This window comes from Agreia pratensis (assembly GCF_900177685.1).
Taxonomy (GTDB): Bacteria; Actinomycetota; Actinomycetes; order Actinomycetales; family Microbacteriaceae; genus Agreia; species Agreia pratensis.
In genome coordinates this window covers 712,920-727,294 of the sequence record NZ_FXAY01000002.1, presented here as the reverse complement: position 1 = coordinate 727,294, position 14,375 = coordinate 712,920, and the positions used below count along the sequence as shown (strand labels likewise).

General features: G+C 65.7%; 12 protein-coding genes. 4 read left to right on the top strand and 8 right to left on the bottom strand.

The features are described from left to right. The 4 genes from B9Y86_RS08865 to sucC all read right to left on the bottom strand — a co-directional run bounded on the left by B9Y86_RS08865 (position 1) and on the right by sucC (position 4,094). On the bottom strand, positions 1–1,323 hold the full coding sequence (locus tag B9Y86_RS08865) for a cell division protein PerM (protein WP_085484980.1): 1,323 nt from the start codon (positions 1,321–1,323) through the stop codon (positions 1–3). 52 nt (positions 1,324–1,375) lie between these two features. Next, entirely contained in the window at positions 1,376–1,915 is a 540-nt protein-coding gene (locus tag B9Y86_RS08860) for a hypothetical protein (protein ID WP_139824823.1), read from the bottom strand. Positions 1,916–2,008: 93 nt separating this feature from the next. Then, the gene (gene sucD / locus B9Y86_RS08855) at positions 2,009–2,896 is read right to left on the bottom strand and encodes a succinate--CoA ligase subunit alpha (RefSeq protein WP_085484976.1); all 888 of its coding nucleotides are present in this window, start codon (positions 2,894–2,896) and stop codon (positions 2,009–2,011) included. 34 nt (positions 2,897–2,930) lie between these two features. Next, a complete protein-coding gene (sucC, locus tag B9Y86_RS08850; RefSeq protein WP_085484974.1) occupies positions 2,931–4,094 on the bottom strand; it encodes an ADP-forming succinate--CoA ligase subunit beta in 1,164 nt (387 codons plus the stop codon). Between the two features lie 257 nt (positions 4,095–4,351). On the opposite strand from sucC, the gene B9Y86_RS08845 reads away from it, so the two are divergent. Together B9Y86_RS08845 and B9Y86_RS08840 are read left to right on the top strand one after the other, a co-directional pair. Then, positions 4,352–5,908: a hypothetical protein gene (locus tag B9Y86_RS08845; RefSeq protein WP_139824822.1), complete on the top strand. Its 1,557-nt coding sequence runs from the start codon at positions 4,352–4,354 to the stop codon at positions 5,906–5,908. A gap of 59 nt (positions 5,909–5,967) precedes the next feature. Next, positions 5,968–6,768, top strand: coding sequence for an oxygenase MpaB family protein (locus tag B9Y86_RS08840; protein WP_085484970.1), 801 nt, complete (start codon positions 5,968–5,970; stop codon positions 6,766–6,768). A gap of 40 nt (positions 6,769–6,808) precedes the next feature. Here the strand turns inward: B9Y86_RS08840 and B9Y86_RS08835 are convergent, their stop codons facing one another. Then, positions 6,809–9,223 (bottom strand): ATP-dependent helicase, encoded by a 2,415-nt coding sequence (locus B9Y86_RS08835; RefSeq protein ID WP_085484968.1) that lies wholly within the window; start codon positions 9,221–9,223, stop codon positions 6,809–6,811. A 12-nt stretch (positions 9,224–9,235) separates the two neighbouring features. After that, entirely contained in the window at positions 9,236–10,294 is a 1,059-nt protein-coding gene (locus tag B9Y86_RS08830; protein WP_244894687.1) for a glycerophosphodiester phosphodiesterase family protein, read from the bottom strand. Between the two features lie 127 nt (positions 10,295–10,421). On the opposite strand from B9Y86_RS08830, the gene B9Y86_RS08825 reads away from it, so the two are divergent. Continuing rightward, positions 10,422–11,207: a Bax inhibitor-1/YccA family protein gene (locus tag B9Y86_RS08825; RefSeq protein WP_085484963.1), complete on the top strand. Its 786-nt coding sequence runs from the start codon at positions 10,422–10,424 to the stop codon at positions 11,205–11,207. Positions 11,208–11,221: 14 nt separating this feature from the next. After that, positions 11,222–12,328, top strand: coding sequence for a DUF418 domain-containing protein (locus tag B9Y86_RS08820; protein WP_176223309.1), 1,107 nt, complete (start codon positions 11,222–11,224; stop codon positions 12,326–12,328). Positions 12,329–12,337: 9 nt separating this feature from the next. Here the strand turns inward: B9Y86_RS08820 and guaA are convergent, their stop codons facing one another. Together guaA and B9Y86_RS08810 are read right to left on the bottom strand one after the other, a co-directional pair. Further along, complete coding sequence (guaA, locus tag B9Y86_RS08815) at positions 12,338–13,927, bottom strand: glutamine-hydrolyzing GMP synthase (protein WP_085484958.1); 1,590 nt, start codon at positions 13,925–13,927, stop codon at positions 12,338–12,340. Next, positions 13,923–14,375, bottom strand: a complete 453-nt coding sequence (locus tag B9Y86_RS08810; protein WP_085484956.1) for a DUF3817 domain-containing protein — start codon at positions 14,373–14,375, stop codon at positions 13,923–13,925. Before B9Y86_RS08810 ends, guaA begins: the two co-directional genes overlap by 5 nt.

Below are 14,375 nucleotides of genomic sequence, written 5' to 3'. Positions count from 1 at the left end.
TCACAGTTTATTGGTATCCGCCTCGGCGCTCGTGCGGTCGCCGTCGCCCTCAGCAGCGCGCCCCGCCCCGACGCCTCCGGAAGACGACGAGAACAGGCGTCGGGTGAGCCCTACGGTGAGTCCGAGCACGGCGCTGGGAGCGAGTTCGAGCGCCGACCAGAGCCACACGGCGGCCGGATCCGGGCCGACGTCGACAAGCCGCCCAGGTCCTGCGGCTCCGCCGGACCAGATGGCGAGCAGGGCGAGCATGCTGGCGCCGACGATGCCGACCATGATGCCCGAGAGCACAAGAACCACCGGCGACGACGCAGTGCCCGCCGACGTCAACCGGGGCTTGAGAAGAACGCCCACTGCGAAGCCGACGACGACCGGAACCACGATCACCGCATAGCCGAGCGCCGGAGCCCCCTGCGGCAGCGCGCCGAGAATCGGCAGCGCAGGAATCAGACCCACCTGTGTTCCCAGGGGCGACACGACGCTGCCTGTGCCGAGGGCGAATCCGGGGCCGAGCAACCACGAGGCCGCCCAGATGACCATGTTCGGCACGATCGAGAGTTGACCGACGGTCAGAGCGATACCGCCCACGAGCTGCGACTGGAGGGATTCGTACAGCGAGATGATCTGCCCGTAATGCCCCAGAATCAGCACACAGACCAGAAGTCCGGCGACGCCCATGACACCGGCGACCGCCATTGCGCCTCCCCGAGCTCCGAGAGAGATGACGGTCGCGACGGGTGTCGGCACCCGATCCACGATCCCCCGAAGACTACGGGCGAGGATGTCGACGGCCTGGCCCGCGGGATCGGTGGCGGTCGAGAAGTCAGCGCGGGTGAAGAGGCTGGTCGCCATGCCTATCGCGTAGATGACCGCGGGGAAGACCAACGCCTGTACAACCGACGGCCGGGCACTGTCGGAGCCGGCCCCGCTGGCGACCAGCCATCCGATCGCCGCGACGGTCAGAACGCCCACGGCGGCGCCGAGCAGGCGATGATCCGAGTCGGCGAGGCGGCGCCCAGATCGCCAGCCGAGCAGCACCGTCAGCACGGCCACGCCCAGAGGAGCGAAGCCGATGTCGAAGGGCACGCCCGCACCCTGCAGAGCGAGTTGCAGTGCGAGCGTCGGATCGATGGTGACGAGCAGATCGACGCCGTTTCCGAGCAGCCAGAAGTTGGCCGCCACGCGCCAGAAAGCGCCGTAGTCGACCGCAAGCTCGAACTGGGTCAGCCAGAGGATCGTCAGCGGAATCAGGAGGATCCCGAGGCCGATTGCCCCGACGAGGAGCGCGTCGAGGAACGCGAGGAATGCGGTAAATGGTCGATTCATGCCGTGCCGAGCGTACCCCGTGTCGGCTGAGTCGACACCTCACCTCGCCGCTCTAGTGGAGGACCGTCTTGAACACGATGATGACCAGTCCGAACAGGCCCGTTCCCAGGCCGCCGAGCAGCCGCGCGGGCCACCGGCTACCCCTGTCTGCAAAGGCCAGCCAGCCCAGAACTCCCAGCAAGACCGTGCCGGCCAGAAGAGCGATGAAATAGGCGGCGTCTTCGTCGAGCAATCCTGTCGCGCCGAGGATGAGGAAGACCAGGGGGATGATCGACGCGTACAGAAGCCCTTTCGAATGATGCACCCCCTCGCGAAAGGCTTGGCCCATTCCGATGATCCGACCGTTGCGGAGGCCGTGATTCGCCACGGCGGTCGCGAATACGTGGGCCGCCCAGAACACGACCATGCTGACGACCGTCACGACGAACACGTCGAAATCGTCGTCGTCTTCATCGGCGACCGCGATCACGGCCGAACTGATGATCGTTCCGTAGATCAGCTCCGGCGTGACCAGAGCGTGCCGGATGCGCTGCCACCGGCTGGACTGCACGGCCGGCTCTTCGGCCGGGTTTGCCCCCAGAGAATCGGACATCGACACCCCTTCCTCCCTGCCCGCGCGGCGTGCACGAACGGCGGGCACCCTCATCATAAAGAAGAGGATGCCCGCCGCGGGTTGTGCGGGGAATCAGAGAGCCGCGTAGACCTCACGCAGCAGCGCAGCGGTTTCGCTCGGCGTCTTGCCGACACGCACGCCGGCGGCCTCGAGGGCCTCCTTCTTCGCCTGCGCCGTTCCCGCACTGCCAGAGACGATGGCGCCGGCGTGGCCCATGGTCTTGCCCTCGGGAGCGGTGAAACCGGCGACGTATCCCACGACAGGCTTCGTGACATGAGCCTTGATGAACTCCGCGGCGCGTTCCTCTGCGTCTCCACCGATCTCACCGATCATCACGATCGCCTTCGTCTCGGGGTCGGCCTCGAATGCCGCGAGCGCATCGATGTGCGTGGTGCCGATGATGGGGTCTCCGCCGATTCCGATAGCGGTCGAGAAACCGAGATCACGCAGCTCGAACATCATCTGGTAGGTCAGAGTTCCCGACTTGGAAACGAGACCGATCGGACCCTTGCCCGTGATGTTCGCCGGGGTGATGCCCACGAGTGACTCGCCGGGGGTAATGATGCCGGGGCAGTTCGGACCGATGATGCGCGTCTTGTTGCCCTTCTGCTTGGCGTACGCCCAGGCTTCGGCCGCGTCCTGCACGGGGATGCCCTCGGTGATGACGACCAGCAGCGGGATCTCTGCATCGATCGCCTCGATGATCGCGTCCTTCGCGAACGCCGGCGGAACGAAGGCGATCGAGACATCGGCGCCGGTCGTGGAGATGGCCTCGGCGACGGTTCCGAAGACCGGCAGTTCGAGGTCGCCGTGGGTGACGGTGGTTCCCGCCTTACGAGCGTTCACTCCGCCCACGATCTTGGTGCCCGCGGCGAGCATCAGGGCGGTGTGCTTGGTGCCCTCGCCGCCGGTGATTCCCTGCACGATGACCTTGGAATCCTTGTTGAGGAAAATCGACATTCTTTTTGTGGTCCTTACTTCTCGCGAGGAATCGTCAGAGGGAGGCGAGTTCGGCGGCCTTGTCGGCGCCCTCGTCCATGGTGGTCGCCAGAGTGACGAGCGGGTGGTTGGCCGCAGCGAGGATCGCACGGCCTTCGTCGACCTTGTTGCCGTCGAGACGAACGACGAGGGGCTTCGTGGCGGTGTCGCCGAGCACCTCGAGCGCGCCGATGATTCCGTTGGCCACTGCGTCGCACGCGGTGATTCCGCCGAAGACGTTGACGAAGACGCTCTTGACCTGGGCGTCGCCGAGGATGACGTCGAGGCCCGCGGCCATCACCGCTGCGGAGGCTCCGCCACCGATGTCGAGGAAGTTGGCCGGTTTCACACCGTTGTACTTCTCTCCCGCGTAGGAGACGACGTCGAGCGTCGACATCACGAGTCCGGCGCCGTTGCCGATGATTCCCACCTCGCCGTCGAGCTTGACGTAGTTGAGGTCGGCGGCCTTGGCCTTGGCCTCCAGCGGGTCTGCCGCGTCCTTGTCTTCCAATGCCTCGTGCTGAGGGTGCCGGAATCCGGCATTCTCATCGAGCGTCACCTTGCCGTCGAGCGCGATGATGTCGCCCTCTTCGGTGAGCACGAGAGGGTTCACCTCGACGAGCGTGGCGTCTTCACCGGTGTAGACATCCCACAGCTTCACGAAGACCGGAGCGACCTTGTCTACCAACTCGGCGGGGAACTTGGCCGCGACCGCGATCGACTTGGCCGTCTCGAGATCGATTCCCGCAATCGGGTCGACCTCGATGCGAGCCAGGGCTTCGGGGCGCTCGACCGCGAGCTGTTCGATCTCCATGCCGCCCTCGTAGCTGGTGAGCGAGAGGTACGACCGGTTGGCCCGGTCGAGTAGGACCGAGAAGTAGAACTCCTCGGCGATGCGAGCACCGCCCGCAACCATGACCCGCTTCACCACGTGGCCCTTGATGTCGAGTCCCAGAATCGACTGAGCCGCCTCGAACGCGGCCTGCGGGTCTTTAGCGACCTTGACGCCGCCAGCCTTGCCTCGGCCACCGACCTTGACCTGCGCCTTGACCACCGTCACGCCACCGAGCTTCTCCGCCGCGGCACGCACCTCTTCCGGGGTGTCCGCCACGATTCCCGGAAGAACCGGAACCCCATAGCTTTCAAACAGGTCTCGTGCCTGGTATTCGAACAGATCCACGCTCATCCAATCCGCTTAGGTCTCAGCCGGCACGGGGGTTTGTGCTCGGCTCCTGAGTACTCCTGCGAGCTGCGGCTAACAGATTTGGCTGCTCCGCCGCAGACTTTCGCCGTCTGCCACCTTACCGCCCGAAGAAGAGGGCCACCTGCGAGGCTCGGCCGACGCCTCGTCCTCCACAGCCCCGTGCTCGAGGGCGCACTCCACCGAGGCAGAGCACCGGCCCCACGGCTCCGACCCGAGCCGCGAGGGTGATCGGCATGACACAACCACGCCGGCGGTCCGCCGCCATACTCACCGCACTCACCACGGTCGCGACGACCCTCGGGCTACTCCTCTCGGGTGCCCCTCCCGCAACCGCCGCCGTGTCCACAGGGCACGGAGTCGGCTATCTCTCCGAGAACGGTTTCTCATGGATCGGCTCGTACCGGCTCGACGACGGCTCGCTCGTCTTCTGCCTCGAAGTGGGCAAGAAGGCCCCCACGGGGCACGACTATCAGTTCGTCGATGCGACAGCGCTCGGCCGCTTCGCCCCAGACGATCTCGCTCGCCTCGCCTACATCTCACGCACTGCCGCACCGTCAGCGGATCCCACCGAGGCTGCAGGCGGGCAGCTGGCGACCTGGAGAATCGCAGGCCTCGACGGCCGCAGCCCCGAGTCCTACGCCCAGCGGGCGGGCGCCTCCGGGCAGGCTGTCCTCGACAAAAGCAGCCAACTTCTCGCGGCGGCAGATGCGCCGTCGGGTGCGTCGAGGGCGGTCACGGGCTCCGTCTCGCTGACCGCCGCAGACGACGACGGCCGCATGACCGTCACGAGCGGTTTGACAGTCGACTTTCTGGCGACCGGGCCGACGGCGCTGGCGCCTGGCAGCCACTCGGGCACGATGAGCCTGTCCGGGGCCGTCTTCGACGATGGAAAGGCGGAACGCACTGTATCGAACGGGGAGACACTCTCCATCACGACGACGGGCACCGACCCGACATCGTCGATCGCGGCAACGGTGCGCTACAACGACCTCCCCTATGGTTCCGGGTTCACGGCCGGCCACGCCGGTGACGACGTCCAGCAGGTACTCGTCGCCCGCCCAGGCACCGCCTCGGGCAGCGCCACCATCACCTCCACCGTTCCGTCGACCAAGAAGTTCCAGCCCGTTGTGTCCACGAAGACCAGCGCGGCGACGGCGGGAGCGGGAGCGGCGATCAGCGATGAGCTCGTCGTCTCTGCACTCGTCGACGAGAGCCGCGACGATCTGTTGCCCGACTGGGGCGTCTACCACCCGTCGACTCCCCCTGCTGCCGGCGCCGTCCCCGCTGTCGACGAGAACGGCATGCTGCCCATCCCGGTCGTGGTCGAGAGTTCGCTCCTCGGGCCGTTCAGTGATCCGATCGAGCCTGCAGCTGAACCGCCGGCCGGCGCTCCGGTCGTTTGCACGGTCGAGGTGCGCATCGAGACCGGCCCCGGCACCTATCGGACACCAGACTGCGTCCTTCCCAGCAGCGGCTACTTCGTGTGGGTCGAGCGCATCAGCCCCTCCCGAACGCCGGTCGAACAGGGAGGAACTCGGATCCTGCCGTGGCAGTCGGCTTTCGGCACGGCCAGCGAGGTCACCTTCGTCGCTCCGCCGCCCACGCCGGAGACGCCTCCTGCACCCGCCGCGCCGGCAGCGGCACCCGTGCTCGCTGAGACCGGAAATGCCGGCACCGGCACCCTGCTCCTGACCGCAGGCGCCGCGCTCTCTCTGGGTACCCTCCTCGGTGTCGGGGTACTGTGGCGTCGTCGGCTGACGATGGGCGTCAGGCAGCCGACGACAGACTGAGCCGTCGGGGTTCCTCTCCGATCCCGCGCCGCATCCGATGCCCGAGAGGGAGGAACCCCGTGGCCCATACCCCGTCACGTGCACGGCTCGGCACGCTGGGCATCCGAGACATCGCCGCGGAATCGGTGCTCGTCGGCGCCGGAGGGCGCGCGATCCTGCTGCAGCTCGCGAATCCGGCAGTCGGGCGCGGGGTGGCCGAACACAGCGACTTCGCCACCCGTCCACTCGATCGGCTCGTGCGCACCCTCGACTATGTGTACACCGTCGTCTACGGCGACCCGCAGCACGTCGACGCTGTAGTTCGGTCGGTCTCTCGTGCGCACGGGCCGGTGCGCGGGGTAGCGGATGCCTCCGGCCCGTCGTACTCCGCCTTCGATCCGCACCTGCAGCTGTGGGTTGCAGCCACGCTCTACGACTCGGCGATAGACATGCACGAACGCGTCTACGGGCGCCTCGACGATGCATCTGCCGACCAGATCTACCAGGACTACGCGGTGCTCGGAACCGCACTCCAGGTTCCCCGAGAGATGTGGCCCGCAGACAGAGCTGCATTTCGTGCGTACTTCTCGAGCGAGCTCGAGACACTGGTCGCAGACGAGACGACGAGGCGGGTCGCCACGGCCCTCCTCCACCCTGTTGCGGGCCCGCTCTGGCTCAGAGTGGCCATGCCTGTCGCTCGACTGGTCACGTCGGGGCTTCTGCCCGAGTCGGTTCGGGTTGCGTTCCAGTTGCCGTGGTCACCGGGGCGACGGCGGCTGTTCAACGGCCTGGTGGCGATCACCCGCTTCGTGTATCCGCGACTGCCGCGTGCGCTGAGGCATCTGCCCCGCGACCGCACGCTGAGGGCTGTGTCGACGTAGACCGCGCGGCTGCGAGCAGACGCTAGATCTTCTCGAGACGCTAGATCTTCTCGATGGGGGCGATCTTGATCAGCAGCTTCTTGGCTCCGGCGCTCTCGAACAGCACATGTGCCACCCGTTTCGTGCCCTCGCCCGTGACCTGGTTCACCCGGCCCTCTCCGAAATCGCTGTGCCGGATGCGATCGCCCGGGGCCAGCTCGAGGTCGCCGTTGTCTCGTACCTTGTTGGTGATCGTGTTCGCCCACTCCGCCTTCGGACGCGGCGGCAGAGCGGGGAAGTCGCTCGTCGACTGAGATCCGGTCGATCCCCAGCCCTGACGAGACGAGCGGTTCGCATTCAGCGCGCGAGGCTGCGTGCCTCCGCGCGACGTGGCCATGCCGGGAGACTGCACCCACTCGATCAGCTCGGCCGGGATCTCCTGCAGATATCTGCTGGGCATCGCCACTGCCGTCTCGCCGTATTGGGCACGGGTCATGGCGAGCGAGAGGTAGAGACGCTTGCGTGCACGGGTGATGCCGACGTAGAACAGGCGGCGTTCCTCGGCGGGGCCACCCGGTTCGTTCGCCGACATGCGGTGCGGCAGCAGATCTTCTTCGATGCCGGTGAGGAACACCGCCTCGAATTCGAGACCTTTGGCGGTGTGCAGCGTCATCAACGACACCGTTCCACTGGAGTCGTCGAGGTCGTCGACTGCTGCGACCAACGACACCTCGGTGAGAAAGTCGATGAGGCCGCCGTCGGGGTTGTTCTTGCCGAACTCTTTCGTGACCGCGAGTAGTTCTTCGACGTTCTCGGCCCGCGCTTCGTCTTGTGGGTCGCGCTTTGCCCGCAGAGCTGTGAGGTAACCGCTCTTCTCGAGCAGAAGGGCGAGAACATCGAACACGGGCGCAGGGCCCTGTTCACGCTCCGGATCGATGAGTTCGGACGCCTCGTCGAGCAGACCGGCCAACTGCAGAATCGCCGATGTGACCTTTGGTCCGAGCCCGAGCGAAGGCGCCCGGCGCATCGCCTCGCGATAGCTGATCTCGTTCGCCTCGGCGAAGCTCGCGAGCTGGGTCTCGGTCGCAGGGCCGATTCCGCGCTTGGGGCTGTTCAGGATGCGCCTGAGCGCCAACGCATCCTGCGGATTGGCGACGGAGATCAGGTAGGCCATGACGTCTTTGATCTCGGCCCGCTCGTAGAACTTCGTGCCGCCGAGCACTCGATATGGAAGCGCCGATCTGATGAAGATCTCTTCGAGCGCACGGGTCTGCGCATTCGTTCGGTAGAAGACGGCGATGTCTTTATATGCCGTTCCCGCGTCGTGCAGCTTGGCGATCTCGTCTGCGACGAACTGCGCCTCGTCGTGGCCGGAATAGCCCGTGTAGCCGAGAATCCTGTCGCCGTCGCCGATCGCGGTCCACAACTTCTTGTCTTTGCGGTCGAAGTTGTTCGAGATCACGGCGTTAGCAGCCGAGAGGATGTTCTGGGTCGACCGGTAGTTCTGTTCGAGCAGCACGACCTTGGCGCCCGGATAGTCGCGTTCGAACTCGACGATGTTGCGAATATCGGCCCCGCGAAACGCATAGATCGACTGATCGGAGTCACCGACGACGGTGAGCGACGCGCCCTCGACGGGTGGCTGCCCGGGGTCGACAGACCCCGGCGACAGGGTGAGCTCGTGGATGAGCGAGTACTGCGCGTGGTTCGTGTCTTGGTACTCATCGACGAGGATGTGCCGGAAACGGCGGCGGTACTGCTCAGCCACGCGAGGGAAGGCGCGGAACAGGAAGACGGTCTGGCTGATCAGGTCGTCGAAGTCGAAAGCATTGGCCGCCTGCAGGCTGCGCGTGTATTGACGGAAGATCTCGACGAACAGCGCCTCTTGGGGGTCGGCGAAGTTCGCGGTGCGCGCGTAGCTCTCGACGTCTGCGAGTTCGTTCTTGAGCTTCGAGATCTTGGCCGAGACAGAGCCGACAGTGAAGCCGAAGGTGTCGGCCTGGAGCTCCTTGATGATGCGCTTGATCAGCACACGGCTGTCGGCCGAATCGTAGATGGTGAAGCTCTTGGTAAAGCCGAAGTTCTCGGCCTCTCTGCGCAGAATGCGCACGCACGCAGAGTGGAAGGTCGAGATCCACATGCCCTGAGATGCCTGGCCCAACAGTTGTTCGACGCGCTCGCGCATCTCGGCTGCGGCCTTGTTCGTGAAGGTGATCGCCAGGATCTGGCTCGGCCAGGCTTCGCGGCTCTCGATCAGACTCGCCACGCGGTGAGTGAGAACGCGGGTCTTACCCGACCCGGCGCCCGCGACGATCAGCAGCGCGGGCCCACGGTATTCGACCGCCTCGCGTTGCTCGGGATTGAGGCCATCGAGCAGGTCGCTCTGCCCAGCACTCTGCCCTTGCCCGTCGAGAATGACGGGCTTCAGGCCGGGGGCGCCGGAATCGGTCGAGGGGAGATCGAAGAGGCTTGTCATGTCGGCTCCAGTTTAAGCCGAACCTCCGACAGTTCCACGCGACGAGAACGACGTCACCACCGCATCCCTCGCGGCGATCGCGAGATCGGCATGGTCGGCGAACACCCCGTCGACGCCTGCAGCGAGAACCAGTGCGAAGTCTCTCTGCCAGTCGCCGAAAGACGATGGGTCGCTGCCTCGACGGAACGCACGATCGAGGAACCTGTTCTCTGGCCGAAGAGTCCAGCAGTAGATCTCGAGACCCGCGGCGTGCGCATCATCGACGAGCACCGACGAGACGGTCCCTGACTCCGCATTCGTCCGGGGACGAATCATCTGCCTGTCGACGCTGATGCCCTCGACGTCGCGCCGCAGCATCCGGAGCCCGTCAGGGGTGAGGAACGACGCGTAGCTGTCTGCGGCCGAGCCGAACCGGGCGACCAGGTCGGGTGGCGAGCCGGCCGCCTCGAGCAGAAAGACATTCTTCGACCGGATACCACGGCCCCTCAGCTGATCGAGCACCGTCTTCTCGAACGATTCGACGGTGAGACGGCCGTCACCGGAATTCCATCCTGCGTCCGTCAACTCGGCAGCTACCAACTCATCGAGCGAGAGCCCGATGGACTCGAAGTACGTGGCGTGCTTGATCTCCGCCACGAGCCCGATCGCACGGCCCGACTCGTCGCCGGCGCGATCGAGCAGGTGCAGCAGGTCAGACAGGCGCATGATCGGTGACTGCAGATCGAACGATGCGCTCGACTGTCTGATCTTCGGCAGACGCTCGCGACTGCGCAGCGTCTGCAACTCGGCCCAGCTGAAGTCCTCGGTGAACCAGCCCGTCTGCCGCGCCCCGTCGATGGTCTTCGTGGTGCGGCGTGCCGCGAATTCGGCGCGCGACGCAACGTCGGTGGTCCCTGAGATCTCGTTCTCGTGCCTCAGCACGAGAATTCCGTCTCTGGATGCGACGATGTCGGGTTCGACCGCATCGGCGCCGAGTGCGATGGCCAGCTCGTACGACGGGCTGGTGTGTTCGGGGCGGTACCCAGGGGCACCTCGATGTCCGATGACGAGGGGCAGACGGGGTGAAGTCACGCCACCACGGTAGCCGGGATCGACTCCGCCCTGCGCGAAAACCCTGCGAAATGGCCACATTCACGGGCAGGACTGCGCGTCGACCCGGTAGATTTGAACTCCGTCCACCTACGTACAAGAGGAACTCATGCCGTCGGCGAACCCCGCGTTCACACGCAACCCTGTCTTCAACGGAAAGGGCGCTGCTGATGCTGCGCCTACGATGTCGAGCACACAGCTGCAAGATCTCTACGAGCGCCCGTCTGCCACACCGGCCGACACCTCGCGCATGACCTACGACGACGCGATCGTCAAGACCGCGCTGCTGTTCGGCGTGCTGCTTGCCGGCGCCGTCGTCGGCTGGATCGTGCCCGGCCTGTTCATCGTCGGGGCCCTCGTCGGCCTCGTGCTCGGCCTCGTCAACTCCTTCAAGCGCGAGCCGTCGCCGGCGCTGATCATCGCTTACGCCGCGGCAGAAGGTCTCTTCGTCGGAGGAATCTCGGCGTTCTTCGAGACCAAGTACGAGGGCATCGTCGTGCAGGCCGTGCTCGCCACGCTCGCCGTCTTCGGTACCACGCTGGCGCTCTTCGCCAACGGTAAAATCCGCGCGTCCAAGCGGGCCACCAAGATCTTCCTGATCGCCATGATCGGCTACGCGGTCTTCTCGCTGCTCAACTTCGTGCTCATGATCGCCGGCGTATTCCCCGCCGACAACGTGTTCGGCCTCCGCTCCGGAATCTTCGGCATCATCATCGGCGTGCTCGCCGTGATCATGGCGGCCTACTCGCTGGTACTCGACTTCGACTTCGTTCAGCGGGGTGTCAAGACGGGAGCGCCGCGCAAGTACGGATGGTCGGCAGCCTTCGGTCTGACGGTCACGCTCGTGTGGCTCTACGTCGAGTTGCTTCGTCTCATCGCGATCTTCCGCAACTAGCTTCTCGGAGCAACGTGTCGGCAGACATCAACGGCGGGGCCGTCCTTCAGGGCGGCCCCGCCGTCGTCGTTCCTCGACCCGATGTCACGCGCATCCCGGGTCTCGACGCAGCGCGCGGGCTGGCCATTCTCGGCATGCTCGCCGCCCACACTCTGCCGGGCGACGGCAATTCGTTCTACGACGGCCGCAGCTCGATCCTGTTCGCCACCCTCGCGGGAATCTCTCTCGGGTTGATGACGGGAGGAGAGCATCCGCTCGCCCGTGCTGCGGCAGCATCACGGACCCGCGCCCGACTGTCGATCGTCATCCGGGCACTTCTTCTGATCGCGCTCGGCCTCGGCATCTGGCTACTCGAGACCAACATCGCGATCATCCTCGACTCCTACGGATTCATGTTCCTCGTCTGTGTGCCGCTGCTCTTCGTGAACCGCTGGGTGCTGGCTGCTGCGGCTCTCGTCTGCGCGCTCATCGGACCGGCCGTCGTCGAGGCGCTCGTCGCCGTCACCGCGTGGGACGGAGCACTGCCGATTTCCGCAGACAACCTCCTGGCCGTCCCCCTGTCCTGGCTCGACTCGTACTATCCCGCACCGGTGTGGCTGGCGTACGTGCTCGCGGGCCTCGCCGTCGCCAGGTTCGGGGTCACTCGCCCTCGAGTTCAGCTCACCATGATCATCGGAGGCTTCACCGCCGCCGCTCTCGGATACGGTTTGTCGAACACGTTCGGCGAACCCGTCGTGGCGCACACCGACACGACCATGGAGGCGATCTCCTCCGGAGCGCTCGCCCTCGCGGTGGTCGGGCTTCTCATCGCCGGTGTCGGGCGCGTGAGAAACACCGTCGCTCGCACGGTCTTTTCACCCCTGATCGCGGCCGGAGCGATGCCTCTCAGCATCTACACCGCGCAGGTACTCGCCATCGCAGTGGTCGGCGCGCTGCACCCGGAGGAACCCGACGACGCGTTCTCGTGGGCACTGTTCCTCGGCCTCACGATCGGTTCGCTCGTATTCGCCGTCCTGTGGCGACTGCGCTTCGCACAGGGTCCGCTCGAATGGGTCTTCGCGCGCATGTCGCTGCGGCGCCCGTGGAGAACTCCACGGGGCGCAGCGGCCCGGGTCAGCTGAGTCCGGGCGTTACTCCCACTCGATCGTTCCCGGCGGCTTGCTGGTCACGTCGAGCACGACGCGGTTCACGCCGTCGACCTCATTGGTGATGCGGTTCGAGATGCGGGCGAGAAGGTCGTAGGGCAGTCGAGTCCAATCGGCGGTCATCGCGTCTTCACTCGAGACGGGGCGCAGCACGATCGGGTGACCGTAGGTGCGGCCGTCACCCTGAACACCGACAGAACGCACGTCGGCCAGAAGCACGACCGGGCACTGCCAGATCTCGTCGTCGAGACCAGCCGCGGTCAATTCGGCACGCACGATGGCGTCGGCCTGACGAAGCAACTCGAGCCGCTCCCACGTGACCTCACCGACGATCCGGATGCCGAGGCCGGGACCAGGGAACGGCTGGCGTCCCACAATGGCCTCGGGAAGCCCGAGCTCACGCCCGATGGCACGCACCTCGTCTTTGAAGAGAGCCCGAAGCGGCTCGACGAGCTCGAACTGGAGATCTTCGGGAAGGCCTCCGACGTTGTGATGGCTCTTGATGTTGGCGGTACCGGTCCCGCCGCCGGACTCGACGACGTCGGGGTACAGAGTTCCCTGCACGAGGAATTTGACGGGCTCACCGTCGGTCGCAGCAGCCTCGAGCACGAGAGCCTCAGCGGCAGCCTCGAAGCTTCGAATGAACTCCCGGCCGATGATCTTGCGCTTCTGCTCGGGGTCAGTCACACCGGCGAGGGCGTCCATGAACTGATCGCGCGCGTCGATCGTGATGAGCCGGACGCCGGTCGATGCGACGTAGTCGATCTCGACCTGCTCGCGCTCGCCCTGGCGCAGAAGGCCGTGGTCGACGAAGACGCAGGTGAGTTGATCGCCGACCGCCTGATGAACGATCGCGCCCGCCACCGAGGAGTCGACTCCGCCCGAGAGAGCGCAGATGACCTTGCCGTCGCCGACCTGCTTCTTGATCAGAGCGACCTGATCGGTGATGACGTTGTTGCTTGTCCAGTCTGCGGGGATGCCTGCGGTGTCGTGCAGGAAGTTCTCGAGCACACGCTGGCCGAACTCCGAGTGCTTCACCTCAGGGTGCCATTGCACCCCGTACATGCGTCGTTCCTTCGAACCGAACGCCGCAACAGGAGTCGACGATGTGCTGGCGAGAACCTCGAAGCCCTCAGGCGCCTTCGACACCGAATCGCCGTGACTCATCCACACCGTCTGCGACTCAGGCTGGCCGCCGAGGAGCGATCCGCCCTCGCCGGTGACCGTCATGTCGGTCGACCCGTACTCGCGGAGTCCCGTGTTGGCCACCTCGCCACCGAGTGCGCGAGCCATGACCTGGAATCCGTAGCAGATGCCGAGCACAGGCACGCCGAGGTCGAAGATCGCGGGGTCGAGCTCGGGCGAGCCAGGCTCATAGACGCTCGACGGGCCTCCCGACAGCACGATTCCCACGGGTGACTTGGCGGCGACCTCCTCAGCGGTGATCGACGAAGGAACGACTTCGGAGTAGACGCTGGCCTCGCGCACCCGACGGGCGATGAGCTGGGCGTACTGCGCGCCGAAGTCGACGACGAGGACAGGCCGGGACTGGCTGTCGGGGCTGGGCGTGCTAATGGGTGACCTCCACGGGGGCGGATGCGGACAGCTCGGCCTCGCGGCCGGCCAGGTATGTCTTCACTTCGCGGGCGATTCTGACCTCGAGGAAGAAGGAGAGCAGCGGCACGATGCCGCCGAGAGCGATGAGCACGAATTTCCAGAAAGGCCACCGCATGCGGCTCCAGAGCTGGAAGTCGGCGAACAGGTACAGAACGTAGAACCAGCCGTGGGCGATGAGGATGCCCGTGGAGAGGTTGACCGCTGTGACGGTGCCCGCAGGCACGAGCGCAAGAAAGCCCTGAGGTCCGCCGAGCTCGAGCTCGACGCCGAATACCGGAACGTACTTGAGCACGACCTCGAGGCACAGAAGCAGCAGCATCACACCGGTGATGATGGACGAGACCCGGTAGAGCTTGACCGCGCTTCGGATGCGCGGAAAGTCGCGGGGTTTGGGTTCGAGGGCCAT